This window comes from Streptomyces sp. NBC_01216 (genome assembly GCF_035994945.1).
GTDB lineage: Bacteria > Actinomycetota > Actinomycetes > Streptomycetales > Streptomycetaceae > Streptomyces.
On record NZ_CP108677.1, the window covers coordinates 2,664,848 to 2,690,268 of the forward strand.

Consider the following 25,421-nt stretch of genomic DNA (forward strand, 5'->3'; position numbering starts at 1 on the left):
GAGCCGCCCCCGCGGCGCGATACGTCACCGCCGACCGGCACGAGAGAACACGGAACGAGAGAACACGGAACGGCGGAACGCGGGCCGTACAAGCCCCCCCGGCTTGTCCGACCCGCGCCCTTTTCCCCGTACCCCCGTACGCCCCCCGTGTCCCCCGTGCCCCCTGCCCTCAGGCCACCAGCTCGCCGAAGGACTCCTCCTCGTCACGGCCGAAGCTCAGGACCTCGTCCTCGCGCAGCCGGCGCAGGGAGCGCCAGATGCTCGACTTCACCGTGCCGACACTGATGTCCAGGATCTCCGCGATCTCCGGGTCCGTACGGCCCTCGTAGTAACGCAGCACCAGCATCGTGCGCTGGAGCTCGGGCAGCCGGGCGAGGGCCTGCCACAGCACCGCGCGCAGTTCGGTGCCCCGCATCGCGTCCGTGTCGCCCGCCGTCTCCGGCAGCTCCTCCGTCGGGTACTCGTTGAGCTTCCGACGGCGCCAGGCGCTGATGTGCAGGTTCGTCATGGTGCGGCGCAGATAGCCGCCCACGGCCGCCTTGTCGCTGATCCTGTCCCAGGCGCGGTACGTCGAGAACAACGCGCTCTGGAGCAGGTCCTCCGCCTCGAAGCGGTCACCGGTGAGGTGGTAGGCGGTGGCGTACAGGGAGGCGCGACGTTCCTGCACGTAGGCGGTGAAGGCCGCTTCGGCGTTCCCCGTCTCCGGCGGTGTCCGCCGCTCCCCCGTGGCTTCCCCGTACCCCGTCCCCCCGTCGGCGACGGCCACCATGTACGGCGCCTTCCGCTGACGCCCGACGCCCCGGACGTGCCCCCGCACGTTCACCGCGCCGGACTTCTCGGTGCCTCGTACGTCGTGGAGACGCGTGACAACTGCGCTTGAGGTGGTGCTGTGCAGTGCGTTCATCTCGCGCCCCCCGTCGGTTGGAGTCTGCCTCGTTCGGTATGACCAGAAGCCTGCCCGGCCCACTTCATCGCGGTGTCCGTCGACTGTCACAGCCGTGTCACAGGGCGGGGTGCGACCGCACGGTCGAACTCCGGCGGTGGCATACGACAGAATGACGCCCGTGCCTTTCCTGCTGCTGATCGAGGACGACGACGCCATCCGCACGGCCCTCGAACTCTCCTTGTCACGCCAGGGCCACCGTGTGGCCACCGCGGCGACGGGCGAGGACGGCCTCACACTGCTCCGTGAGCAGCGGCCGGACCTGGTCGTGCTGGACGTGATGCTGCCCGGGATCGACGGCTTCGAGGTGTGCCGGCGCATCCGGCGCACCGACCAGCTGCCGATCATCCTGCTGACCGCGCGCAGCGACGACATCGACGTGGTCGTCGGCCTGGAGTCCGGCGCCGACGACTACGTGGTCAAGCCGGTCCAGGGGCGGGTGCTCGACGCCCGGATCCGGGCCGTACTGCGGCGCGGGGAGAGGGAGTCCACGGACTCGGCGACCTTCGGCTCGCTCGTCATCGACCGTTCGGCGATGACGGTGACGAAGAACGGCGAGGACCTCCAGCTCACCCCGACCGAGCTGCGGCTGCTCCTGGAGCTGAGCCGCCGGCCCGGACAGGCGCTGTCGCGCCAGCAGTTGCTGCGCCTGGTGTGGGAGCACGACTACCTGGGCGACTCGCGGTTGGTCGACGCCTGTGTGCAGCGGCTGCGCGCCAAGGTCGAGGACGTGCCGTCCTCGCCCACCCTCATCCGTACCGTGCGCGGTGTCGGCTACCGGCTGGACGTCCCTGCGTGAGGAAGGGGATCTTCGCGGGGCTGCGCTTCACCAGCCTGCGGCTGCGTCTGGTCGTGGTGTTCGCCCTGGTGGCGCTCACCGCGGCCGTGTCCGCCTCGGGCATCGCCTACTGGCTGAACCGTGAGGCGGTCCTGACCCGGACCCAGGACGGCGCGCTGAACGACTTCCGGCAGGAGATGCAGAACCGGGTGGCGACGCTGCCCCCGCATCCCACCCAGGACGATCTGCGGCGCGCCGCGGAGCAGATGGCGTCCGGCAGCGCCGGGTACAGCGTGCTGCTGCTCGGCGAGCGGGCGGCGGGCAAGCCGATCGTCGCGGCCTCCGACCCGGACACCTTCACGCTGGCCGACGTGCCGCGCGAGCTCCAGGTGGCCGTGGAGACCCGGCGGCCGGTGACGGACGCCAACGCGTACCCCTACCACCTGTTCTGGCAGCGCACGCAGCGGGGAAAGACGCCGTTCCTGGTCGGCGGGACGAAGATCGACGGCGGCGGTCCGACCGGCTACATGTTCAAGTCCCTGGACGCCGAGCGGCAGGACCTGAGCTCGCTCGCCTGGTCCCTGGGGATCGCGACCGCGCTCGCCCTGATCGGATCGGCGCTGCTCGCGCAGGCCGCCGCCACGACCGTGCTGCGGCCGGTGCACCGGCTGGGCGAGGCGGCGAAACGCCTCGGCGAGGGAAAGCTCGACACCCGGCTGAGGGTCTCGGGCACCGACGAACTGGCCGATCTGTCGCGGACGTTCAACAGCGCGGCGGAATCCCTGCAGAAGAGGGTCGCGGACATGAGCGCGCGGGAGGAGTCCAGCAGGCGGTTCGTCGCCGACATGTCGCACGAGCTGCGCACCCCGCTGACCGCGCTGACGGCCGTGACGGAGGTCCTGGAGGACGAGCAGGAGACGCTCGACCCGATGATCGCGCCCGCGGTGGCCCTGGTGGTCAGCGAGACCCGACGTCTCAACGACCTGGTGGAGAACCTGATGGAGGTGACCCGCTTCGACGCGGGCACCGCCCGGCTGGTCCTCGACGACGTCGACGTGGCCGACCAGGTCACGGCGTGCATCGACGCGCGGGCCTGGCTGGACGCGGTGGAGCTGGACGCGGAACGCGGGATCGTGGCCCGCCTCGACCCGCGCCGGCTCGACGTGATCCTGGCGAACCTGATCGGCAACGCGCTCAAGCACGGCGGTTCGCCGGTACGGGTGTCGATCCGCACCGAGGAGGACGAGTTGGTCATCGCGGTGCGGGATCACGGTCCGGGCATCCCGCAGGAGGTCCTGCCGCACGTCTTCGACCGCTTCTACAAGGCGAGCGCGTCCCGGCCGCGGTCGGAGGGCTCCGGTCTGGGTCTGTCGATCGCCGTGGAGAACGCGCTGATCCACGGCGGCTCGATCACCGCGGCCAACTCGCCGGACGGCGACGGCGCGGTGTTCGTGCTGCGGCTGCCGGACCAGAGCGAGCCGGGAGAGGGTGCGGAGAAGTGAGCCGGGTACGCCGGAAGGCGCTCCGGGGCGGATCGGGGCGCTCCGGGTTCGCGGGCGACTGGGGACGCGGCCGCCGGGCCGGGCGGTCGGGTGTGGCGGTGGCTGCCCTGGTGGGCGTCGCGCTCACCGCGGGCTGCGGGATCAGGACGACCTCGGTGCCCGTGGACGCGGGGGCGGCGCCGACCCGGGTGGCCTGCAGCGTCGAGGACGAGGCCGCGCGGCCGACGGGGGTGCCGCTCCGGGTCTTCCTGGTCTGCGGTTCACAGCTGGACGCGGTGGAGCGGCCGTCGACGCTGCCGGAGGAGAAGGCCGGCGGTGACCCGGTGCGGACGGCGTCGGCGCTGCTGGCGCAGTTGCAGAGCGAGCCCTCCGCGAGCGAGGCCGAGGCCGGTTTCTCCACCGCGGTGAAGGGGCCCCTGGTGGTCACCGGCGGGCACCGGGGCGACCCGGCGGGCACGCTGCGGCTCAGCAGGCAGCCGGAGGACCTGACGGCGACCGCGCTGTCGCAGATCGTCTGCACCTTCGCCGCGAGCGCGGTGGGCGGGGGCGGGACCGTCGTGCTGGGCGGTCCGGGCGCGTACCCGCCGCGTCGCTATCAGTGCACGGAGGAGTTGCGGGAGCGCCCGGACGGGGCGCCGCCGACGGTGTCCCCGTCCGCGGCGGCTTCCGGGACTCCCTCGCCGGCGGCTCCCGGGGAACCGTCCGGTGCGGCGGCCTCACAGCCTGTCGGGTGACCTTCGGCCGACAGGCTCTCAGGGGGCCGTCCGCTGCTGCGACAGCGTCCTCGGGCACGTCGTCGGGCTCGTGACGCGACCGTTCGGGTAAGCGGCGGAACCGATCCCCGCGCGGAGTGCGTCTTGGGGGTCGTGCAGCGTCAAGGTTCGGGCGGGAACTCCGCCGTGGTCGTCCGAGGGGCGGGGTTCGTCCTCCTCCTCGCACATCTGCTGCTCGTCGCCTGGGTCGCGCTGCGCCCGCTCGACGTGGCCTGGGTGACGGCGCCGAACGTCACCCCGCTGGCCGGCATCAAGGCGGATCTGGAGCTCGGTCCGGGCGAGGCGGCCCGGCGGATCGGCGAGGGACTGCTGCTGCTGGCTCCGCTGGGGGTGCTGCTGCCGATGGCCGACGGGCGGCTGCGGGTGTCGCCGTGGGCGTCGCTGGCCCGGACCGTCGCCGCCGGCGCGCTGGTGTCCCTGGGCGTCGAGCTGTTGCAGACCGCGGTGCCGGGGCAGGTCGTCGACGTGGACTCGCTGCTCCTGAACACGGCCGGCGTGGCACTGGCCCATCTGTGCGTGGTGCCCGCGGGGCGGGCGCGGCTGCGCCGCCGGGGGGACGCGAGGACCGGCCGGTCCTCCGCGGGGACCGGCCGGAGCCGGGGGTCTGGCCTCCTGCGGGACGACGGTTCTCAGGGTGCTACCCCGACGATTCCCAGGGTCGGGATCGCCCCGTAGACCGACGTTTTGTCCTCTGGTCTGCTGCGAGTATGGAGTCATCGGGAGCCCGACGGAGAGGCTGCCGAGGACACGCTTCGAAGGAGCCCATCATGGCCGCACTTGCCCGCCCTCGTGACGGACGCATGATCGGCGGGGTGTGCGCGGCGCTGGCCCGGCGCTTCGGCACCTCCGCCACCACCATGCGGGTCGTCTTCCTCGTCTCCTGCCTGCTGCCCGGCCCGCAGTTCCTGCTGTACCTGGCGCTGTGGCTGCTGCTGCCGGCGGAGAAGCCGGCACACCAGGCCTGGTAGGCCGCCCCCGCGCCCGGACGAGCGGCGCGGAGGAACGGCGAGGGGGCGCCCACCGGGTGGGCGCCCCCTCGGCCGTGGCGCGGGTACCGTCAGCCGCCCAGCGGAAGGCCGTTCAGCGGGAGGCCGCCGAGCAGGCCGCCGACCGGGGTGGAGCCCAGCGGGCCGGAGGCGGCGTCCAGAGGGAGGCTGCGGGTGGCCTGCCCGGCGGCGGCCGGGAGGGTCTTGACGCCCTGGTCGACGCTGCTGCCGACGGCCCCCTGGCCGGCGAGGAGGGACTCGGACGCGCCGTCGGGGAGCTCGGTGAGGCCGTCGCCCAGGGGAACGGTCTGGGTGACCAGGCCGAGCGCGTCGGGGGCGGCGGGCAGCGCCGGGGCGGCGGAGGCCGTACCGGCGGCGGTGGCGGCGAAAGCGGCACCGAGAGCGGCGACACCGAGCTTCTTGGCGGCAGACTGCTTCATCAGAAAAACATCCTTGGGGATCTCGGGGATTCAGCAGGGCGGGGACGCGGAGGAATGCGGAGCAGCTCCGCAGTCCGGCCGACGATTGACACTTCCGCAAACACCACGAAGCGGCCGGGGGTTACGCTCCCCGACCGCTTCGATTTCCCGCCAGTTCGCCGAGATCAGCCCGTGTGGCGCGAAGAGTCGCTGGTCACGGCAGCCTGCTGGAACAGCCATTCGGACTTCAGCTCGGCATAGCCGGGCTTGATCACATCGTTGATCATGGCCAGCCGTTCATCGAAAGGAATGAATGCCGATTTCATCGCATTGACGGTGAACCACGCCATGTCGTCGAGCGTGTAGTCGAACGCCTCGACCAGCAGCTCGAATTCCCGGCTCATACTGGTGCCGCTCATCAGGCGGTTGTCGGTGTTCACCGTGGCCCGGAAGTGCAGCTTGCGCAGCAGCCCGATCGGGTGCTCGGCGTAGGAGGTGGCGGCGCCGGTCTGGAGGTTGGAGGTGGGGCACATCTCCAACGGGACGCGCTTGTCCCTGACGTACGCGGCCAGCCGGCCCAGCTTCACCGTGCCGTCGTCCGCCACCTCGATGTCGTCGATGATGCGCACGCCGTGGCCGAGCCGGTCGGCACCGCACCACTGGAGCGCCTGCCAGATCGACGGAAGCCCGAACGCCTCGCCGGCGTGGATGGTGAAGTGGTTGTTCTCCCGCTTGAGGTACTCGAAGGCGTCGAGGTGACGGGTGGGCGGGAAACCGGCTTCGGCGCCCGCGATGTCGAAGCCGACGACTCCGGCGTCGCGGTAGGAGTTGGCGAGTTCGGCGATCTCCAGGGCACGGGCGGCGTGCCGCATGGCGGTCAGCAGGGCGCCCACCCGGATGCGGTGACCGTTGGCCCTGGCCTGACGCTCGCCTTCCCGGAAGCCCTCGTTGACGGCCTCGACGACCTCCTCCAGGGTGAGACCGCCCTCCAGGTGCTGCTCGGGGGCGTAGCGGATCTCGGCGTACACGACACCGTCCTCGGCGAGGTCCACCGCGCACTCGGCGGCGACCCGGACCAGCGCCTCGCGGGTCTGCATGACGGCGCAGGTGTGCGCGAAGGTCTCCAGATAGCGCTCCAGCGAGCCGGAGTCGGCGGCTTCGCGGAACCAGATGCCGAGCTTGTCGGGCTCGGTCTCGGGAAGGTTGCCGTAGCCCTGGGCGGCGGCGAGTTCGACGATCGTGCCGGGGCGCAGTCCGCCGTCGAGGTGGTCGTGCAGGAGCACCTTCGGAGCGCGGCGGATCTGGTCCGGGGTGGGGATGTTCGGGATCTGGCTCGTCATTTCGGCACTCTAGCCCCTACGCGCGTAGATCGCTCCCCCCGCGCCGACTCGTCGACGGACGATGTCGATATGTAACAGTGACCGCGCGTACGGATGGCGTACACCTCGCCTTCTGAGAATGTTCCGTCATGGCGCACTTCGCACTCGTGGGGACGGCCGGCCTCCGGAGAACCCGGACACCCCGGCTCGGACGGCCCGTCGGAGCCTCCCCGTCGGACTCCGCGGTGGGCGGGGTGGTCCTGCTCCTGCCGGACGGTGAGGTGGTGTCGGGGCGGGGCCCCTCGGCCCGCGCGCACGCGGCGGTGCTGCCGTTGGGACGCCGGCTGGTCCGGGCCGGGGCGGCGGACGGGCTGGTCGCCCACGTGGTGCACTACCGCGGGCGGGGCTGGAACGGCGCGGACGCGCAGCAGGCCGCGGACGCCTCGTGGGCGGTGGCGGAGGCGGTACGGCGCTACGGTGACGTGCCGGTCTGCCTGGCCGGACACGGGATGGGCGCCCGCGCGGCGCTGCGGGCGGCGGAAGAGCCGGCGGTCGACTCGGTCCTGGCGCTGGCGCCCTGGCTGCCGGAGGAGGACGTGGCGGCCGAACCGGAACCTGTACGTCAACTCGTCGGCCGCCGGGTGCTGTTCGTGCACGGCACCAACGACGCCCGCACCGATCCGGAGCTGTCCTACCGGCTGGCGGAACGGGCCAAGAAGTCCAACCGCGACGTGTGCCGCTTCGAGGTCCACTCGGACGGGCACGCGCTGCGCCAGTACCGCGACGAAGTCCAAGCCCTGGCAGCCGACTTCGTCCTCGGCTCGCTCTTCTCCCGCCCCTACGCCCGGCCGGTCGCCGATGCCCTGGCGGCGCCGCCTCCGCTCGGACTGCGGATGCCGCTGGCGGCGGGTTTCGGCGGCTCGCCACGCCGGTGACGGGCTTGCGGGGCCGGGAGTTCCGGCGCCTGTCGGGCGGGCACCGACCGGGGCTCAGTCGGGCAGCAGGCTGCCCCGCTTGCTCAGCAGGAACCGTTTGAAGGCGGCAACCGGGGCGGTGTCCGGGTGGCCGTCGAGCCAGGCGACGCCGATCTCGCGGACGGCACGCGGGGCCGTGACGGCGAGTTCCACGACGCCGGGGCGCGGGACGGCCGGCGGGGGCAGGAGGGCGACGCCGAGACCGGCCGCGACCAGCCCGCGCAAGGTCTCGGCCTCCTCGCCCTCGAAGGCGACGCGCGGGGTGAATCCGGCGTCGGCACAGAGGTCGTCGGCGATGCGGCGCAGCCCGTAGCCGGGTTCGAGCGTCACGAAGGTCTCCTCGGCGGCCTCCGCCAGCCGGACCCGCTTGCGTGTCGCGAGACGGTGGTCGTCCGGGACGACCAGGCGCAGCCGCTGCTCGTCGAGGCGCCGGGCGACCAGGTCGGGGGCGTCCGGGACGGGCGAGGTCAGGCAGAGGTCGAGGTCCCCGGCGCGCAGTCGTTCGATCATCGCCTCGCCGTAGTTCTGCACGAGTGTGAACCGGACCCGCGGGTGGTCGACGCGGAACGCCCGGATGAGCCCGGGGACCGTCTCCGAGCCCATGGTGTGGAGAAAACCGAAGGCGATCCGCCCGGCTGTCGGGTCCGCGTCGGTCCGCACCGAGTCCGCGGCCCGCTCCACCTCCGCGAGCGCCCGTTCCGCCGAGCGCAGGAAGGTCCGCCCGGCGGGGGTGAGCGACACGGTGCGTCCCCGGCGGGCGAAGAGGGCGACCCCCAGGTCGTGTTCGAGCCGGACCATCGCCCGCGAGAGCGTCGACTGCGGCACACCCATCTCGGCCGCGGCCCTGGTCACATGCTCGTGCCGGGCCACCGCCGCGAAGTACGCGAGCCGGGGCGCGAGCAGCAGTCCCATGTCTTCTTCGTTACTGTTCGGTGACAGACGACCCTGTGACCTGTACTCATGCACCATGGGAACGATTACAGCAGTTCCGTGCATTGGACGCATGAAAGAGGCCGCCTTAGGTTCGAGACATGCCTTCCGCCAGTACCAAGGCGGCCGTCACCCACTCGGCCGCCGACACCCGCCTCGCCCCCGGAGCCCCCGGTCACCGCCGCATGAGCTTCGCGCTCTTCGCCGCCGGCCTCGCCGCCTTCGCCCTCCTCTACTCCACCCAGGCCCTTCTCCCCTCGATCTCGGCGGAGTTCGGCGCCTCCGCCTCCGCGGCCTCGTGGACGGTCTCCGCGGCCACCGGTGCGCTCGCCCTGTTCGTCCTGCCGCTGAGCGCCTTCTCCGAGCGCTTCGGCCGGCGCGCGATGATGACCGTCTCGCTCACCGTCGCCGTCGCGGTCGGGCTGCTGGTTCCCTTCGCCCCGAACCTGGAGTGGCTGGTCGCCCTGCGCGCCGTCCAAGGCGCGGCACTGGCCGGACTGCCCGCCTCGGCGATGGCCTTCCTCGCCGAGGAGGTCCGGCCGAAGGCGCTGATCGCGGCGGTCGGCCTGTTCGTCGCGGGCAACTCCATCGGGGGCATGAGCGGCCGGATCGTGACCGGCTGGGCCGCCCAGGCGTGGGGCTGGCGCGCGGGGCTGCTCGCGGTCGGCGTCATGGCGGCCGTCTGCGCGGTGGCCTTCCGCCTCCTGATCCCCGCGGCCCGTCACTTCACACCCGGTTCGCTCGACCCCCGGGCCCTCGTCACGGCCGTCCGCACGCATCTCGCCGACCCGCTGCTGGTGCGCCTTTACGTGATCGGCGCGCTGTTCATGACGGTGTTCGGCGCGGTCTACACCGTCATCGGCTACCGGCTGGCGCAGGCCCCTTTCTCCTTGCCGCAGGGCGTGATCGGCTCGATCTTCCTGGTCTACCTCGTCGGCACCGTCTCCTCGGCCGCGGCGGGCCGGCTGGTCGGCCGGCTGGGCCGGCGCGGGGCCCTCTACCTGGCGGTCGGCACGACCGCGGCCGGGCTGTGCCTCTCCCTCGGGAACACCCTCGCGGCCGTGCTGTCCGGCCTGGTCCTGATCACGGCCGGCTTCTTCGCGGGGCACGCCGTCGCCTCCTCCTCGGTGAGCCGGACCGCCAGGACCGGCCGCGCGCAGGCTTCGGCGCTCTACCAGTCCGCGTACTACCTGGGCAGCAGCGCGGGCGGCACCCTCGGGGCGGTCGCCTTCCACGCGGGCGGCTGGGCCGGCACCGTCCTGATCGGCCTGGTCGCCGTCCTCGGCGTCGTCTCGGTCACGCTGTACGGCAGCCACAGCGCGCGGGTGGCCGCGCGGGCCGAGTCCGGCCGCCTGCGGGTCGGCGCCTGCTGACCGCCGCGAGGGACCCGTCCCTCGCCGCTCCGAAGGACGAGGCATCCCGGCAGAAGTCGGTGAGCATGCCGTACGCACCGTTCCTCGACGGCGGGCGTGCGCGAGCCGGGAACCTCGACCGGATTGTCGGTCCCCTGCGATAGCTTCCCCTCACCGGCGCCGAACGGGCGCCGGACGGCGAGTGGGTGGACGGATGAGTGACGTCGTGACGACCAGCGGCATCGAGGCGCCGGACTCCCGGCTGGAGCAGTACCGCACGGAGCTGACCGGGTACTGCTACCGCATGCTCGGCTCCTCCTTCGAGGCCGAGGACGCGGTGCAGGACACCATGGTGCGGGCCTGGCGTTCGATCGGCTCCTTCGAGGGACGCTCCTCGCTGCGCTCCTGGCTGTACCGCATCGCGACCAACGTCTGCCTGGACGCGCTGAACGCGGGCAACCGCCGGGCCCGTCCGATGGACCTGACGGCCGCGACCCCGGTAGCCCAGGCGCGGTTGAACACCCGGCCGGAGGTCACCTGGCTGGAGCCGGTACCGGACGGTCGGGTCCTGCCGTCCACAGCCGATCCGGCGGAGACTGCGGTGTCCCGCGAGACCGTACGGCTGGCGTTCGTCGCGGCGCTCCAGCACCTGCCGCCCAGGCAGCGTGCCGTGCTGATCCTGCGCGAGGTGCTGGCCTGGAAGGCGAGCGAGGTGGCCGAACTGCTCGGCTCCACCGTCGCCTCCGTCAACAGCGCGCTCCAGCGGGCGCGCGCGACCCTCGCCGAACACGAACCGACGGCCTCGGACACCGTGGACCCGCTCGACGCGAAGCAGAAGGAACTCCTCGAGCGCTATGTCGCCGCCTTCGAGGGCTACGACATGAAGGCGCTGACCGCGCTCCTGCACGAGGACGCGACGATGTCCATGCCGCCGTACGACCTGTGGCTGCGCGGTCACGACGACATCGTCGGCTGGATGCTCGGCGTCGGCGAGGTCTGCTCCGGCTCGAAGCTGCTTCCGACGGTGGCCAACGGCTCGCCGGCGTTCGCCCAGTACCACCCGGACCCCGACGGCGGGTACACGCCGTGGGCGCTGATCGTCCTGGAACTCTCGGACCGGAAGATCGGCGAGATGACCTTCTTCCTCGACACCGCCCGCTGGTTCCCGCTGTTCGGCATGCCCGAGCGACTGGAGGCGTGATCAGCGCAGCTTCTCCTCCAGACCGGCCAGGCCGAGGAGCAGCCGCAGCTCCGGTCCGACGCCCCGGAGGCGCAGCCGGTGCCCGAGGCGCCCCGCCGTGAGGGCCAGCCGGGCGAGCGCGTCGACGGCGGCCAGGTCCGCGCGGCGTAGACCGCCGACGTCGCAGACCACGTCGACGGGCCCGGCTCCGCCGCACCGGGCCCGCAGCTGGGCGCAGAGCCGGGCGGCGTCGTCCGGGGTGACGCGTCCGGGGAGGGTGAGAACGATCGGTCGGGAAGTGTCCACGACAGGGAGACCGGCACCACCCCCGGAACTCATCGGCGCCCGTCGGGGGGGGGCGGGCTCCGGCGGTCACGGCTGAAGCTGCTGGTGGAGCCACTGCTCTCGCAGTTCGCGGGGCTCGAGTCACCTGCTGCTGGGAACCACGCAAGGGTGCCGGCCTCGCGTGCCGTCGCCGGATCCGCCACGCGAGCCGCCACTCACCGCCCCGGAGGACGCGCGTCCTCCACTGTCCGCGGCGGGCCACGAGAGTCCGTCGCGGTCCTTCGGTCGCCGCCGGGGGGGCACCGTTCGGGGGTGAGCTCTGCGAGCACGCTTGTCCTGAGTCACCGGCCTCGGACCGGTTCGGAGGGAACCTCCTGCTTGTCGGAATCGGCGAAAAGGAGCGTGGGCTCGGCGAGGATGTCGCGGCCGGCCTCGCTCCTGTAGATCTCGTCGACGCTGCCGAAGCGGGCCTCGGTGTAGTCGAGGTCGAGCAGGGCGGCGGCCTGGCGGACGGATGCCTCGTCCGGGCCCTCGACCTCCACGAACGTGGGGAGGTCCGGCCAGGTGTCGAAGTCGAAGGCGACCTGGCCCAGGCGCCACTCCTCGCGGTAGTTCTCCTGGTAGCGGACCTCGGTGAGGCCGAGGCGGCGGAGGATGTCGGCCATGGCGTGGAGGTCGGTGACCTCGGTCTCGATCTCGGTGGTGCCGTCGATGGTCGTCGCGTCGGTGACCTGCTTGAGGGTGAGGGTGGAGCGGGTCCCCTCGTCCCGCAGCCGGAGCCACGCGCCACCGTCGAGGGCGTCGTTCTCGAAGATCTTGCGGGTGAGGAGGGTGCGGGGGAACGCCCGCGTGGCGCCCAGGGCGGTGAGCCTGTCCTGCAGGGCGGTGACGTCGACGTTCAGGAACGTGGCCTCGTACTCGTGCTTCATGGTCGTCTTCCTCGTCGGGGTCGATTACCTGGGAGTGTGGGCGGCGATGAGCAGGCCCATGCGGTGCGTGTGGTCGTGGGGTTGGCCGAGGTGCGGGCGCTCGACGAACTGGTTCGTGCGCAGCGTGAGCAGGACGTCCCAGCCGGGGGTGAAGTGGCGGGCGAGTCTCTCGGGCGAGGTGTAGTGCTCGATGAACTGGTGGCGTTCTTCGACGGGCATCATGAACTCGGCGCCGAACAAGCCCCCTTCACGAACGAGGGCCTGCATGCGGCGGAGGAAGTCGCCGAGGGGGCTGTGGTGGTTGGCACTGTAGTGCCAGGAGCAGCTCGTCCAGATGGCGTCGCAGTGGCCCTCGGGGATCTCGGCTGTGAGGAAGTCCTCGCCGATGACCTGGACCCGGTCGTGGAGTTCCTCGGCCTTGAGGCGGTCGATGAGGCCGGGGGCCTGGGCCTGGGTGTCACCCGGAAGGCTGACCTCGCCTCCGTGGAGAGCGAAGGGGTCGCGCTCGATGGCGATGACACGGTAACCGGCGGCGGCGAGGGGCAGGACGAACTTGCCGTCGCTCGCGCCGACGACCGCGACCGTGGCGTCAGGAGACGTGCGTTCCTTCAGGGCGGCGAGGAACTGGGGGAAGAACGTGAGGGTGTGCTCCCACAAGCTCCGCGTGCGCATGGTGACGTCCTTCCTGGGCGGTGGTGAGGATCGTCCGGACGATCTGCTCCGGGGCACGGCCGGTGGTGTCGATCCGACGCATCGGGAACCGGGCGTAGGCGGTCGAGATCCGGCCCGAGGCTTCCTCGCTCAGGGCATCCCATCGGGAGATGGGCTTGGTCCGTTGGGCGAGGCGCCGCTGCCGTTCGTCTTCCGTGCACAGCAGGTGGTACGTCGTGGGCTGAGGCAGGTCCGTCGGGAGGGTGACGCCGAGGCGGGTCCCGAAGGCGTGGTGGTTGGCGAGACACCGGGCGAAGTAGCTCTCTACGACGACCGGGGTGCCGGCGGCGAGGTGCTCTCGGATCTCCTCGGCGGCCGTGAACAGGGCCGCGAGGTAGAAGCACAGGCGGGCCTCGACGCTCTCCCCCAGATCCACCTGGCGCCGCAGCGGCTGGTAGGAGAGCGGCACTGTCGGGACCAGGGCGGCGCCCCTGGCCGCGGCGAGCAGTGGCGCGACGGTGGACTTCCCGCTTCCCCGTAAGCCTTCGAGTGCCTCGAAGAGCGGCCGGTCAGGCACGGGCGTACACCACGTCCGGGACGGCGAGGGTGAGTTCGTCGGTGGCGGAGGGCCGGTGGGCGATGTGGTTGGCGGTCTTCTCGTACCAGAAGGCGTGCGCGTCCTTGCCCACAGCCTTGCAGGACATAGTGAGCGCGCCGCGCGGGTCGGCCTCGATCCGTTCGATCTCGCGAAGGCCGCCGGCCGGCGCGCAGATCTCCGGAGCCCCGCCCTCGGCGAGGTCTTCGTCGAGGATGACCTCGATGGAGAGCCCGGCTGTCCGGAGGTCCTCGCGGAGACGGGTGTACGCGGTCGGGTCGCCGACCAGGAGCTCGGGGTGTCGGGCGGCGTTGCCGACCGGGCGGAGGCAGTGCAGCTTGAGCTGCCCGGCGCCGAACCGCTGCATGACCCGCGCCAGCGGCAGCACCTCGTCGATGTTCCGGGAGGTCACGGTCATCGTCGCGGCCGTCATGACGCCGAGCTCCCGAGCGAGGTTCAGCGTGCTGAGTGCGGCGTGGTAGCTGCCCTGCCTGCGGATGTCGTCGTTGGTGTCGGCGACACCCTCCAATGAAACCCGCAACATGTCCACGTAGGGAGCGATCTCGGTGAGGCGAGGCTCGATCCGGTAGCCGTTGGTGCAGATCTCCACCCGCATCCCTAGCTCCTGGCGGGTGTAGCGGACGACTTGTACGAGCTCTTTGTAGAGGAAGGGTTCGCCGCCGAGCAGGGTCACCGCCTCGGTCCCGTACTCCTCGCGTACGAGCCGGATGAGCCCTACCGCCTCCTCTGCGGTGAAGGTGTCGGCGTGCTTGAGGCGGTCGCCATGGAAGCAGTGCAGGCAGGAGAAGTTGCAGCGGAACAGCAGTTGCAAGTACAGCATCCGGATGCTGCGGATTCCGGTGACGTCGTGGATCACGCGGGCCTCCTGGGTCAGTCGACTGGCGGGGAGGATCCGATCGTGGCTGTGTGGGTGTGGACGGCGTCACCGCGTAGGCGGACGGTCAGAGGACGTCCTGGGACGTTTTCAGCGCGCGGCGATGCCCCGAAGCGGCCCGGCATGGGCCAGAACATCCCGGATCCGCCCTCACCCTGGCTCGGGAACATAGGGCCTCGCGAGCGTCTCCCGCATGATCAGGCGGTCCGTACATCCCTCCGTGCATGCGGGATCGGTCGGCGCCAAGCCGGCCGGCGCGGCGAACGAACGCCGCTGCGAAGTAAACCCCCTTGCTCACGTCTGCGTTGCCGATGAGCGCGTGGTCGATGTCCCACAGGACGCCGAGCTGCGCACCGCCGACGTGGCGTCCTTGCACTCCCCCTCGCGACTCGGCTTGTATTGCGTCCGTGAACGAGCGACTTCACTCCGTACTCGCCCAGCGCGGCATATCTCCCGAATCGCTCGCCGAAGCCTGCGAAGTGGACCCCAAGACCGTCGGTCGGTGGCTCGGCGGACGCGTGCCACACCCGCGGCACCGCTTCAGCGTTGCCCAGCACCTGCGTGTCGAGGAGACCTTCCTCTGGCCCCTACCGCTGTCACACAGCGGTCGGTCTGTCACCGGCTTGGGCAGCGGCGAGATCATCGGCACCCACCAGAACCGGGCCAGCGTCCCCCGAGACACATGGCTCGCCCTCCTCCACGGCGCCCAGCGGCAGATCGACGTCCTGATCCTCTCCGGCACCTTCTTCGCCCAGACCAACCCGCACGTCGCCGAGATGCTCGCCGAGCGCGCGGCCACCGGGGTACGCGTACGCCTCTGCTTCGGCGACCCGAGCGGCCGTGCAGCCGCCACCCGAGGCCACGAGGAGGGCATCGGCGACACCCTCGCCGCCAAGATCCGCGCCTCTCTCACCTACTACCGCCCGCTGCTGTCCGAAGCCGGATGCGAGGTGCGGCTCCACGACACCACGCTCTACAACTCCCTCTTCCGGTACGACGACGATCTGCTGGTCAACCCGCACGTCTGGGGCCGGCCGGCGAGCGCCAACCCCCTGTTCCACCTGCGGCGAGTGGATGCCACCGGTTGGTTCGACAACTACGCTCGGAGCTTCGACGCCGTCTGGGCCGGCGCACGACCCTGGACGCCCGATCACGAGGGGACCGCCGCACATGGGCAGGACTGAGTACTACAACGACCCCGACGCTCCCAAGGCCAACACCCTCATCCCGGCCAGCAACCTCCTGGTCGTCGACAACAGCGGCGCCATCCTGCTCCAGCGCCGCCGTGACACCGGTCAGTGGGCACTGCCGGGTGGCGCCCAGGACATCGGCGAGACGGCGGCCGAGTGCGCGGTGCGCGAATGCCTGGAGGAGACGGGGATCGTCGCCGAGATCACCGGCTTCCTCGGCGTCTACACCAACCCCCGGCACATCGTCGCCTACACCGACGGCGAGATCCGCCAGCAGTACGAGAACACCTACATCGGCCGCCCCGTCGGCGGCGAGCCCACGATCAACGACGAGGCCGACGGCGTGCGTTTCGTCCAGCCCGCCGATCTCGACCGGTACGACATCCACGCCAGTATGCGCCAGCAGATCGGCGACTACCTCGCCGGCACCTACCCCTACCTCGGCTGAGCGGACAGAGCCGCCTCCACCCGCCCCACGGCGGCGAAGATCTCCGGCGCCGCACGGTGGATGAACCGCCCGACCACGCCGCCGTCCCCGTAGCGGCCCAGGATCTCCGCGACCCGTTCCTCCGCGGTGGTCCGGCCGCCGTCGGGCGTGGTCGTCATGTCGCAATAGACCAGCGCATCGACCAGCAGCGGCTCCTCCAACAGCGGGAACTCCGCCGCCAGCTCCGCCCGCAGCCCGCGCTCCTCTGCCTCCAGAAGCGCGAACGAGTGGTTCGCAACGAGCCGCACCAGGCGCTCGTCCGCCCCATGCTCGTCCCGCAGGAACCGCGCCCCGTCCAACGGATGGAAGCCCGTCACGGCCAGCCTGGTCGCGTACCCGACATCGTGCAGAGTGGCGGCAGCAACGAGCAGGGAACTTTCGCCGAGGATCCGACCTGTCTCGGCCGCACGTTCGGCCACTCCCTGTGTATGCGCCCACCGCCGTGGAACAGCGCTGAGTTCCGCTTCCGCTACCTGCGTCGCCCATCCCACGCCCAGTTCGCCCATGCCGGGTACCTGCCCACAGGGACGGTTCCGACAACGCGCCCCGGACTCCCTACGGCGTCCTCGCCGATTCGAAGCCCCGCGAGGGCCATGAGCCCGCTCATCGATCCTCGTCACGGCCCGCGTTCCCGTCCCGGTCGGCGGAGTCCAGCGCTGGAAAGCGTGCGGGCGACGCCCGCCGGGCAGGCCGGCGTCACCCGCTGCGGTACCGGCTAGGCGATGCGGTCGAGCACGATCGGGTTCGCCGTGAACGCCGTGCCCGCGGGGGCCACGTCCCACGCGCCTTCCAGGGACTTCAGCGCGTAGTCGAACTTCTCCGGTGTGTCGGTGTGCAGGGTCAGCAGCGGCTGGCCCGCGGTCACCGTGTCGCCGGGCTTGGCGTGCAGCTCGACGCCCGCCCCCGCCTGCACCGGGTCCTCCTTGCGGGCGCGGCCCGCGCCGAGACGCCAGGCGGCGACGCCGACGCCGTAGGCGTCGAGGCGGGTGAGGACGCCGGAGGAGGAGGCCGTGACGACGTGCTGCTCGCGGGCGACCGGGAGGGTCGCGTCCGGGTCGCCGCCCTGGGCCGCGATCATGCGGCGCCACACGTCCATCGCCGAGCCGTCGGCCAGCGCCTTGGCCGGGTCGGCGTCCTTGATCCCGGCCGCGTCGAGCATCTCGCGCGCCAGCGCGACGGTCAGCTCGACGACGTCCGCCGGGCCGCCGCCGGCCAGGACCTCGACGGACTCGCGCACTTCGAGGGCGTTGCCGGCGGTGAGGCCGAGCGGGGTCGACATGTCGGTGAGGAGGGCGACGGTCCTGACACCGCTGTCGGTGCCGAGGCCGACCATCGTGGCAGCGAGCTCGCGCGCGTCCTCGATGCTCTTCATGAACGCGCCGGTGCCGACCTTGACGTCCAGGACCAGCGAACCGGTGCCCTCGGCGATCTTCTTCGACATGATCGAGGAGGCGATCAGCGGGATCGCCTCGACCGTGCCGGTGACGTCGCGCAGCGCGTAGAGCTTCTTGTCCGCCGGGGCGAGCCCGTCGCCCGCCGCGCAGATCACCGCTCCGGTGGTGTCCAGGACGTGCAGCATCTCCTCGTTGGAGAGCAGTGCCCGCCAGCCGGGGATCGACTCCAGCTTGTCGAGCGTGCCGCCGGTGTGGCCCAGGCCCCGGCCCGACAGCTGCGGCACGGCCGCGCCGCAGGCCGCGACCAGCGGGGCCAGCGGGAGGGTGATCTTGTCGCCGACGCCGCCGGTGGAGTGCTTGTCCGCGGTCGGCCGGGACAGCGAAGAGAAGTCCATCCGCTCTCCGGACGCGATCATCGCGGCGGTCCAGCGGGCGATCTCCCCACGGTTCATGCCGTTCAGCAGGATCGCCATGGCCAGGGCCGACATCTGCTCGTCGGCGACCTCTCCGCGGGTGTAGGCGTCGATGACCCAGTCGATCTGCTCGGGGCTCAGCTCACCCTTGTCCCGCTTGGTACGGATGACGGAGATGACGTCCATGTGTGGTGCCTCTTTCTACGCGCATAGAGGGGGAAAGGAGAAGCGGCCCTTCCCATCGTGCCGGAAGGGCCGCTCTCGGGTACTACCCGGCGAGGTGGTCCGGGCCGAATGCCTGCGGAAGCATCTCGGCCAGGGTCAGCCGGCCGGCCGGGGTCTCCAGGACGAGCGTGGGGCCGCCGAACTCGTACAGCAGCTGCCGGCAGCGCCCGCAGGGCACCAGCGGCTCGCCCTTGCCGTCCACGCACACGAAGTGCGTCAGCCGGCCGCCACCGGTCGCCTGGAGCTGCGAGACGAGCCCACACTCGGCGCACAGGCTGAGGCCGTAGGAGGCGTTCTCGACGTTGCAGCCGGTGACGGTCCGCCCGTCGTCGACCAGGGCGGCCACGCCGACCGGGAAGCCCGAGTACGGGGCGTACGCGCGGGACATCGCGTCCCGCGCCGCCTCGCGCAGGATGTCCCAGTCAGCCTCGGTGACCGGCTTGGCCTCGGGCTCGGTCACTTGCCCTCGCCCTTGCGGTAGCGCATGCCGTTCGCCTTGGGCATCCTCAGGCGCTGCGCGGAGAGCGACAGCACCAGCAGCGTGACCACGTACGGGGTGGCGCTGACGAACTCGACCGGGACCGTCTCCGTGCCCAGGTACCAGATCAGCACGCCGACGCCGATGACGGTGGCGATCTGCGAGGTGATCCAGCGCCGCTTGTACGCCTTCCAGGCCGCGATGACCACGAGGGCGACGAAGAGCAGCAGGAGCAGGGCGTGCACGGACTTGCCGCCGCTGCGCAGCTGGAGCGCGTCGGCGAAGCCGAAGAGGCCCGCGCCCATGGCGAGGCCGCCCGGCCGCCAGTTACCGAAGATCATCGCCGCGAGGCCGATGTAACCGCGGCCGCCCGTCTGGCCCTCGTTGTAGATGTGCGAGGTGACCAGGGACAGGAAGGCGCCGCCGAGACCGGCCAGACCGCCGGAGACGACCACCGCGATGTACTTGTACTTGTAGACGTTGACACCGAGCGACTCGGCGGCGACCGGGTTCTCGCCGCAGGAACGCAGCCGCAGGCCGAAGGCCGTCTTCCACAGGATGAAGAAGGTCCCGACGATGAGCAGCACCGCGATGATCGTCAGCACCGAGACGTTGGTGACCAGGCCGCCGAGGATGCCCGCCAGGTCCGAGACCAGGAACCAGTGGTGCTTTTCGATGTCGGAGAGCCAGTCGGACAGGCCCGGCACGGTGACCGTGGTGATGCTCTCGGCCGGCGGGGACTGCTTGGGGCTGCCGCCCTTGGCCGCCGCCTCGCCGCTGTTGAACCACAGCTTGGCGAAGTAGGTGGTGACACCGGCGGCCAGGATGTTGATCGCGATACCGGAGATGATGTGGTCGACGCCGAAGGTGACGGTGGCGACGGCGTGCAGCAGGCCGCCGAGCATGCCGCCCAGGATGCCGGCGAGGATGCCGAGCCAGGGGCTGGTCTGCCAGCCGGCCCAGGCACCGAAGAAGGTGCCGAGGATCATCATGCCCTCGAGGCCGATGTTGACCACACCCGCGCGCTCGGACCACAGGCCGCCGAGACCGGCGAGGCCGATGGGCACGGCGAGCGAGAGGGCGGCGCTGATCTGGCCGGCCGAGGTGAGGTCCTGGGCCCCGGTGATGGCCCGGGCCGCGGAGAGGGCCAGCAACCCGCCCGCGATGATCAGCAGGATCACGGGGAGGGAGAGCCGGGAGCGGCCCCCCTTGCCGCGGGACGCCTTGCGGGAGGCGGGCGGCGGGGTGGAAGTCGCCGTGGCGGTCACGCCGACACCTCCGTCTTGTCGTTGGAACGGGCCTGGGCCGCGAGCCTCTCGCCGACCTGTCGCTGCTGACGCTTGACGCCGTAGCGCCGGACGACCTCGTAGGCGATGACGACGCAGAGCACGATGACGCCCTGCATGACGCCGACGATCTCCCGGTCGTAGTCGTCGAACTCCAGCTGCTGCCCGCCGCGCTCCAGGAAGGCCCAGAGGATCGCGGCGAGTGCGATGCCGACCGGGTGGTTGCGGCCCAGCAGGGCGATGGCGATGCCGGTGAAGCCGATGCCGACCGGGAAGCCGCCGGAGAACTCGTAGGAGTCGTTGAGCAGCGTCGGCATGCCGATGAGGCCGGCCAGGGCGCCGGAGATCAGCATGGAGGTGACGACCATCTTCTTCACGTTCACGCCGCTGGCCGCGGCGGCCGTGTCGGACTGGCCGACGGTGCGCAGGTCGAAGCCGAAGCGGCTGCGCGACAGCGTGAACCAGTAGCCGACACCCACCAGGGCGGCGACGACGACGAAGCCGACGACCGGGGTCGGGGTGGTCGGGAACTCGAAGAAGTGGGAGGACTCCGGGATCGGGGTCGTCGACACCTTCGTGCCGGCCGCGTCCAGGTGGCCGAGACGGCCGGGCTGGAGCAGGTAGCCGATGATCGCGGTGGCGATGAAGTTCAGCATGATCGTGGAGACGACCTCGCTGACGCCCCGGGTGACCTTGAGGACACCGGCGATACCGGCCCACATCGCGCCGACGATCATCGCGGTGAGGATGATCAGCGGGATCTGGACGACACCGGGAAGCGTCAGCGCGCCACCGACGGCGGCGGCGAAGAAGGCCGCGAGCCGGTACTGGCCGTCCACACCGATGTTGAACAGGTTCATGCGGAAGCCGACGGCCACCGCGATACCCGCGAGGTAGTACGTCGTTCCCTTGTTGATGATGTAGACCTGGCTGTCCGACTTCAGACCGTAGTCGAACATGATGCCGAACGCGCTGAACGGCTCCTTGCCGGTGGCCGCCAGCACCAGGGCGGTGACCAGGAAGGCGGCGACGATCGCGAGCAGCGGCGCCGCGATGCCGAGGAGCAGTCGCTCCTTGTCGAACTTCTTCATCGGGCCTCGTCCTCCGGGCCGTGGGTGCCCTCAGGGCTCTGTTCGTGCTGAAGGTGGCCGGCGGCGGCGCCGGTCATGGCCGAGCCCAGCTCCTCCGGGGTGATGGCGGCCGGGTCGGCGTCGGCGACGAGCCTGCCGCGGTACATCACCCGCAGGGTGTCGGAGAGGCCGATCAGCTCGTCGAGGTCCGCGGAGATCAGCAGCACCGCGAGGCCCTCCCTGCGCGCCTCGCGGATCTGGTCCCAGATCTGCGCCTGCGCGCCGACGTCCACGCCGCGGGTGGGGTGCGCGGCGATCAGCAGCTTGGGGTCGTGGCTCATCTCGCGGCCGACGATCAGCTTCTGCTGGTTTCCGCCGGAGAGGGAGGCCGCGGTGACCTCGATGCCCGGGGTGCGGACGTCGTAGTCGCGGACGATCCGCTCGGTGTCCTTGCGCGCGGCCTTGATGTCGAGGAAGGGGCCCTTGGAGTTGGGCTTCTCGGTGACGTGACCGAGGATGCGGTTCTCCCAGAGGGGGGCGTTCAGCAGCAGGCCGTGCCGGTGGCGGTCCTCGGGGATGCAGCCGATGCCGTCCTCGCGGCGCTTACGGGTCGGCGCGGCGGAGATGTCGGCGCCGTCCAGGGTGAGGGCGCCGTGGTCGGGGTGGCGCATGCCCATGATCGTGTCGACGAGCTCGGACTGACCGTTGCCCTCGACGCCCGCGATGCCGAGCACCTCGCCCTTGCGGATGGTGAAGCCGATCCCGTCGAGGACCGTGCGGACGATGCCGTCGGGGTCGACCGCGCTCAGCGAGAGGTCCCGGACCTCCAGCATCGGGATGTCGGTGACGGTCGACTCGCGGGTCTCCGGGGAGGGCAGCTCGCTGCCGACCATCAGCTCGGCGAGCTGCTTGGTCGTCGTGTGCCGCGGGTCTGCGGTGCCGACCGTCGTGCCGCGCCGGATGACGGTGATCTCGTCGGCGACCGACAGGACCTCGCCCAGCTTGTGGGAGATGAAGATGACGGTCAGGCCCTCGGCCTTGAGCTCGCGCAGGTTGTCGAAGAGCGCGTCGACCTCCTGCGGGACGAGGACCGCGGTCGGCTCGTCGAGGATCAGGGTGCGGGCACCTCGGTAGAGGACCTTCAGGATCTCGACGCGCTGGCGGTCGGCCACGCCGAGGTCCTCCATGAGGACGTTCGGGCGGACGCCGAGATGGTAGGCGTCGGAGATCTCCTTGATCTTCGCGCGGGCCCTGTCCCCGATGCCGTAGAGCTTCTCGGAGCCGAGGACGACGTTCTCGAGGACGGTGAGGTTGTCCGCGAGCATGAAGTGCTGGTGCACCATGCCGACACCGCGGGCGATGGCGTCGCCCGGGTTGTGGAACACCACCCGCTCGCCGTCGACCGCGATGGTGCCCTCGTCCGGCTTCTGCATGCCGTAGAGGATCTTCATCAGGGTCGACTTGCCCGCGCCGTTCTCGCCCACGAGGGCGTGCACGGTGCCGCGGCGCACGGTGATGTCGATGTCGTGGTTGGCCACGACTCCCGGGAAACGCTTGGTGATGCCGCGGAGTTCTACGGCGTTGGGACTGCTGGAGCTGGAGGCTTTGATGACGCACTCTCCTAGGCAGGGAGCGTGAGGAGGCTGAGGCGGATCGCAGGCGTTGTCGGTGGCGAAAAATACCCTGTGGGCCCTTAGCTACGCGCGTAGCATTGGGAAAATCGTTCAACTGCCTGCGGATATACGTGTGAAAGGGGGCCCGGAGTGTCGGCCGAAGCCGCTCCCCGGGCCCCCTCCGACGTGCGTCAGAGGGTCGTGGCGACCTTGATCTGACCGTCGATGATCTTCTGCTTGGCCTCGTCGATCTTGGCCTGGATGTCGTCGAGGTGACCACCCGTGGCGGTCAGCGACACACCGTCCTCGGCGAGCGAGTAGGAGTGCGTGCCGGTCATCGGCTTGCCGTCCTGCACGGACTTGATCAGCTCGAAGACGCCGGTGTCGACGTTCTTGACGACCGAGGTCAGGATCGAGTCGGCGTACTTGGACAGGGCCGGGTCCTTGGCCTGGTCCGAGTCGACACCGATCGCCCAGGTGCCCGGCTTGGCGGCGACGGCCTCGATGGCGCCGGCGCCCGAACCGCCCGCGGCGGCGTAGATCACGTCGATGCCCTTGTCGAGCATGCCCTTGGCGGCGGCCTTGCCCTTGTCGGGCGCGCCGAAGCCGGACATGTCCGTACCGGTGGACAGGTACTGGATCTGCACCGAGGCGTTCGGGTTGGTGTCCTTGACGCCCTGCTGGAAGCCCGCGGCGAACTTCTTGATCAGCGGGAGGTCGACGCCACCGATGAAGCCGATCTTGCCGTCCTTGGACTTCAGGGCGGCGGCCACACCGGCGAGGTACGAGCCCTGCTCCTCGGTGAAGACGATCGAGTCGACGTTCTTCAGGTCGGAGACGGAGTCGACCAGGCCGAAGGTGGTCTTCGGGTACTTCGCCGCGACCTTGTCGATCGAGTCCTTGTAGGCGAAGCCGACACCGATGACCGGGTTGTAGCCACCCTCGGCGAGCGAGGCGAGACGCTGCTCGCGGTCGGCGGGGGTCTCACCGTTCTTGGCGGTGAGCTCCTTGGTCTGGACGTCGAGGTCGGCCTTGGCCTTGTCGAGGCCACGGGCCGCGGAGTCGTTGAAGGAGTTGTCGCCACGGCCGCCGACGTCGTAGGCCATACCGACCTTCAGCGTGCCTGAGTCGGAGCCAGTGTCCTCGGTGGACGACTCGCCACACGCGGTGGCGGTGAGAGCGAGGGCCGCGGTCGCGATGGACGCGGAAACGATCTTGGATACCCGGCGCAAGAGGAGGGTCCCTTCGAGACTGACCGAAAGCGCCTCTTCCGGCGCTGGTTTCGCGTGGATCGTAACGCGCGTAGATGTCAGTTAAAGACCCGTTCATGAGTCGTTATCGGATCGTCGCGAACGAGCCAGAGTCCAGCGCGGCACGATGTAGCGGAGCGTACACGCGCCACGCCTGTCCGGCCCGGAAACCGGGCCGGACAGTGTGGCCACCGCGCACGGGGTGAGGAGCGGCCGGACGTCTCGGCCTGGGAGACACGTCGCGGAGACCGCCCTCCCGGCCACCCCGCGTCAGCGTGTCGGCGCGGCGTCCAGCAGGGCCGCGGCGGTGAAGAACTCCACCCCGACCTCGATGGCGTGTTCGTCCACGTCGAAGTCGCCGCAGTGCAGGTCCCGGCGTGTCGTGTCGCCCGGCGCCCGGACGCCCAGACGGGCCATGGCGCCCGGCACGTGCTCCAGGTACCAGGAGAAGTCCTCCCCACCGAGGCTCTGCTCGGTGTCCTCGATCGCATACGGTCCGCGGCGCGCCGTCATCGCGTCCCGGAGCAGTTCGGTGACGACCGGGTCGTTGACGACCGGCGGGACGCCCCGGATGTAGTTCACCGTCGACTTGGCGTGGTGCAGGGCGGCGACCTCGTCGATGGCCGCGTGGACCAGGTCGGGCGCGTCACGCCAGGCCGGCAGCTCGAGGCAGCGGACGGTGCCGGACAGCTCGGCGCGCTGCGGGATCACGTTGCAGGCGTGGCCGGCCTCGATCCGGCCCCAGGTGACGGCCAGACCGGAACGGGCGTCCACCCGGCGGGCGAGCAGGGCGGGGACGTCGACGGCGACCCGCGCGGCGGCGGTGACCAGGTCCGTGGTCAGGTGAGGGCGGGCGGTGTGACCGCCGGGGCCGTCGAGCGTCACCTCGAGGCGGTCGCAGGCGGAGGTGATGGGGCCGGGGCGCAGCCCGATCCGGCCCGCGTCCACCTTCGGGTCGCAGTGCACGGCGATGATCCGGCCGACCCCGTCCAGAACACCGGAGCCGATGGCGTCGGCGGCGCCGCCGGGGAGCACCTCCTCCGCGGGCTGGAAGATCAGCCGCACGGCGTGGGGCAGGAGCCCCTGGCGGTCGAGCTCGGCCAGGACCAGACCGGCGCCGAGGACGGTGGTGGTGTGGACGTCGTGACCGCACGCGTGCGCGCGGTTGGGCACGGTGGACCGGTACGCGACGGTCTTGACGTCGGGAATGGGCAGTGCGTCGATGTCGGCGCGGATCGCCAGCATCGGGCGCAGGTCGTCCCAGGTGCCGATGTCACAGAGAAGTCCGGTGCCCGTCGCCAGTACCCTCGGCGCCAGCCCGGCCGCCTCCAGGCGGGCCTTGAGCGCTGCGGTGGTACGGAACTCCTGGTTGCCGAGCTCGGGGTGCATGTGCAAGTCCCTGCGGAACGTGACAAGTTCGGCACGCAGGGTTTCGGACAGCTTTCCGGGCAGGACGACGGAGCCGGGCTCGCGGGACTTCAACTGGTTCACCTTTTGAAGGGTA

At 71.0% G+C, this 25,421-nt stretch carries 27 protein-coding genes; 10 read left to right on the plus strand and 17 right to left on the minus strand.

The window, feature by feature from the left end:
- Window positions 1-169 precede the first annotated feature (169 nt).
- Complete coding sequence (locus tag OG393_RS11360) at window positions 170-904, minus strand: SigE family RNA polymerase sigma factor (RefSeq protein ID WP_327374544.1); 735 nt, start codon at window positions 902-904, stop codon at window positions 170-172.
- A 160-nt stretch (window positions 905-1,064) separates the two neighbouring features.
- On the opposite strand from OG393_RS11360, the gene afsQ1 reads away from it, so the two are divergent.
- The 5 genes from afsQ1 to OG393_RS11385 all read left to right on the plus strand — a co-directional run bounded on the left by afsQ1 (window position 1,065) and on the right by OG393_RS11385 (window position 4,964).
- Complete coding sequence (gene afsQ1, locus OG393_RS11365; RefSeq protein ID WP_327374545.1) at window positions 1,065-1,742, plus strand: two-component system response regulator AfsQ1; 678 nt, start codon at window positions 1,065-1,067, stop codon at window positions 1,740-1,742.
- Entirely contained in the window at window positions 1,739-3,223 is a 1,485-nt protein-coding gene (locus tag OG393_RS11370) for a HAMP domain-containing sensor histidine kinase (RefSeq protein ID WP_327374546.1), read from the plus strand. Before afsQ1 ends, OG393_RS11370 begins: the two co-directional genes overlap by 4 nt.
- A 98-nt stretch (window positions 3,224-3,321) precedes the next feature.
- On the plus strand, window positions 3,322-3,957 hold the full coding sequence (locus OG393_RS11375) for a hypothetical protein (RefSeq protein WP_327374547.1): 636 nt from the start codon (window positions 3,322-3,324) through the stop codon (window positions 3,955-3,957).
- Between the two features lie 165 nt (window positions 3,958-4,122).
- Complete coding sequence (locus tag OG393_RS11380; protein WP_327374548.1) at window positions 4,123-4,671, plus strand: VanZ family protein; 549 nt, start codon at window positions 4,123-4,125, stop codon at window positions 4,669-4,671.
- Window positions 4,672-4,763: 92 nt separating this feature from the next.
- Window positions 4,764-4,964, plus strand: a complete 201-nt coding sequence (locus tag OG393_RS11385) for a PspC domain-containing protein (protein WP_327374549.1) — start codon at window positions 4,764-4,766, stop codon at window positions 4,962-4,964.
- Window positions 4,965-5,053: 89 nt separating this feature from the next.
- Here OG393_RS11385 and OG393_RS11390 read toward each other — a convergent pair whose 3' ends face one another.
- Together OG393_RS11390 and OG393_RS11395 are read right to left on the minus strand one after the other, a co-directional pair.
- Window positions 5,054-5,422, minus strand: coding sequence for a hypothetical protein (locus OG393_RS11390; protein ID WP_327374550.1), 369 nt, complete (start codon window positions 5,420-5,422; stop codon window positions 5,054-5,056).
- Window positions 5,423-5,586: 164 nt separating this feature from the next.
- Window positions 5,587-6,741 (minus strand): adenosine deaminase, encoded by a 1,155-nt coding sequence (locus tag OG393_RS11395; protein ID WP_327374551.1) that lies wholly within the window; start codon window positions 6,739-6,741, stop codon window positions 5,587-5,589.
- Window positions 6,742-6,869: 128 nt separating this feature from the next.
- Between OG393_RS11395 and OG393_RS11400 the strand changes: the two genes are divergently transcribed.
- Window positions 6,870-7,655, plus strand: a complete 786-nt coding sequence (locus OG393_RS11400) for an alpha/beta hydrolase (protein WP_327374552.1) — start codon at window positions 6,870-6,872, stop codon at window positions 7,653-7,655.
- A gap of 54 nt (window positions 7,656-7,709) precedes the next feature.
- Here OG393_RS11400 and OG393_RS11405 read toward each other — a convergent pair whose 3' ends face one another.
- Window positions 7,710-8,663: a LysR family transcriptional regulator gene (locus OG393_RS11405; protein WP_327374553.1), complete on the minus strand. Its 954-nt coding sequence runs from the start codon at window positions 8,661-8,663 to the stop codon at window positions 7,710-7,712.
- A gap of 62 nt (window positions 8,664-8,725) precedes the next feature.
- Between OG393_RS11405 and OG393_RS11410 the strand changes: the two genes are divergently transcribed.
- Window positions 8,726-9,997 (plus strand): MFS transporter, encoded by a 1,272-nt coding sequence (locus tag OG393_RS11410; RefSeq protein WP_327374554.1) that lies wholly within the window; start codon window positions 8,726-8,728, stop codon window positions 9,995-9,997.
- A gap of 193 nt (window positions 9,998-10,190) precedes the next feature.
- Window positions 10,191-11,177, plus strand: coding sequence for a sigma-70 family RNA polymerase sigma factor (locus tag OG393_RS11415; protein WP_327374555.1), 987 nt, complete (start codon window positions 10,191-10,193; stop codon window positions 11,175-11,177).
- On the opposite strand, the gene OG393_RS11420 is transcribed toward OG393_RS11415, so the two are convergent.
- The 5 genes from OG393_RS11420 to OG393_RS11440 form a co-directional block, all read right to left on the minus strand.
- Complete coding sequence (locus tag OG393_RS11420) at window positions 11,178-11,462, minus strand: STAS domain-containing protein (RefSeq protein ID WP_327374556.1); 285 nt, start codon at window positions 11,460-11,462, stop codon at window positions 11,178-11,180.
- 320 nt (window positions 11,463-11,782) lie between these two features.
- Complete coding sequence (locus OG393_RS11425) at window positions 11,783-12,370, minus strand: class IV adenylate cyclase (RefSeq protein WP_327374557.1); 588 nt, start codon at window positions 12,368-12,370, stop codon at window positions 11,783-11,785.
- 24 nt (window positions 12,371-12,394) lie between these two features.
- Window positions 12,395-13,042, minus strand: coding sequence for a class I SAM-dependent methyltransferase (locus OG393_RS11430; RefSeq protein WP_327374558.1), 648 nt, complete (start codon window positions 13,040-13,042; stop codon window positions 12,395-12,397).
- Entirely contained in the window at window positions 12,960-13,598 is a 639-nt protein-coding gene (locus OG393_RS11435) for a hypothetical protein (protein ID WP_327374559.1), read from the minus strand. Before OG393_RS11435 ends, OG393_RS11430 begins: the two co-directional genes overlap by 83 nt.
- Window positions 13,591-14,493, minus strand: a complete 903-nt coding sequence (locus OG393_RS11440) for a radical SAM protein (protein ID WP_327374560.1) — start codon at window positions 14,491-14,493, stop codon at window positions 13,591-13,593. Before OG393_RS11440 ends, OG393_RS11435 begins: the two co-directional genes overlap by 8 nt.
- Window positions 14,494-14,918: 425 nt before the next feature.
- Here OG393_RS11440 and OG393_RS11450 point away from each other — a divergent pair, with 425 nt between their 5' ends.
- Window positions 14,919-15,695, plus strand: a complete 777-nt coding sequence (locus tag OG393_RS11450) for an XRE family transcriptional regulator (RefSeq protein ID WP_327374561.1) — start codon at window positions 14,919-14,921, stop codon at window positions 15,693-15,695.
- The gene (locus OG393_RS11455) at window positions 15,682-16,149 is read left to right on the plus strand and encodes an NUDIX hydrolase (protein ID WP_327374562.1); all 468 of its coding nucleotides are present in this window, start codon (window positions 15,682-15,684) and stop codon (window positions 16,147-16,149) included. Before OG393_RS11450 ends, OG393_RS11455 begins: the two co-directional genes overlap by 14 nt.
- On the opposite strand, the gene OG393_RS11460 is transcribed toward OG393_RS11455, so the two are convergent.
- The 8 genes from OG393_RS11460 to OG393_RS11495 form a co-directional block, all read right to left on the minus strand.
- On the minus strand, window positions 16,137-16,694 hold the full coding sequence (locus OG393_RS11460; RefSeq protein ID WP_327374563.1) for an HD domain-containing protein: 558 nt from the start codon (window positions 16,692-16,694) through the stop codon (window positions 16,137-16,139). The genes OG393_RS11455 and OG393_RS11460 overlap by 13 nt on opposite strands.
- Before the next feature lie 209 nt (window positions 16,695-16,903).
- Window positions 16,904-18,181: a thymidine phosphorylase gene (locus OG393_RS11465; RefSeq protein ID WP_327374564.1), complete on the minus strand. Its 1,278-nt coding sequence runs from the start codon at window positions 18,179-18,181 to the stop codon at window positions 16,904-16,906.
- A gap of 82 nt (window positions 18,182-18,263) precedes the next feature.
- Complete coding sequence (locus OG393_RS11470) at window positions 18,264-18,680, minus strand: cytidine deaminase (RefSeq protein ID WP_327374565.1); 417 nt, start codon at window positions 18,678-18,680, stop codon at window positions 18,264-18,266.
- Window positions 18,677-19,966: an ABC transporter permease gene (locus OG393_RS11475; RefSeq protein WP_327374566.1), complete on the minus strand. Its 1,290-nt coding sequence runs from the start codon at window positions 19,964-19,966 to the stop codon at window positions 18,677-18,679. The genes OG393_RS11470 and OG393_RS11475 overlap by 4 nt, the downstream gene beginning before the upstream one ends.
- Entirely contained in the window at window positions 19,963-21,075 is a 1,113-nt protein-coding gene (locus OG393_RS11480) for an ABC transporter permease (protein ID WP_327374567.1), read from the minus strand. The genes OG393_RS11475 and OG393_RS11480 overlap by 4 nt, the downstream gene beginning before the upstream one ends.
- The gene (locus OG393_RS11485; protein WP_327378390.1) at window positions 21,072-22,664 is read right to left on the minus strand and encodes an ABC transporter ATP-binding protein; all 1,593 of its coding nucleotides are present in this window, start codon (window positions 22,662-22,664) and stop codon (window positions 21,072-21,074) included. The genes OG393_RS11480 and OG393_RS11485 overlap by 4 nt, the downstream gene beginning before the upstream one ends.
- Before the next feature lie 194 nt (window positions 22,665-22,858).
- The gene (locus OG393_RS11490) at window positions 22,859-23,899 is read right to left on the minus strand and encodes a BMP family lipoprotein (protein WP_327374568.1); all 1,041 of its coding nucleotides are present in this window, start codon (window positions 23,897-23,899) and stop codon (window positions 22,859-22,861) included.
- Window positions 23,900-24,187: 288 nt separating this feature from the next.
- Window positions 24,188-25,408 (minus strand): amidohydrolase, encoded by a 1,221-nt coding sequence (locus OG393_RS11495; RefSeq protein ID WP_327374569.1) that lies wholly within the window; start codon window positions 25,406-25,408, stop codon window positions 24,188-24,190.
- Window positions 25,409-25,421 lie beyond the last annotated feature (13 nt).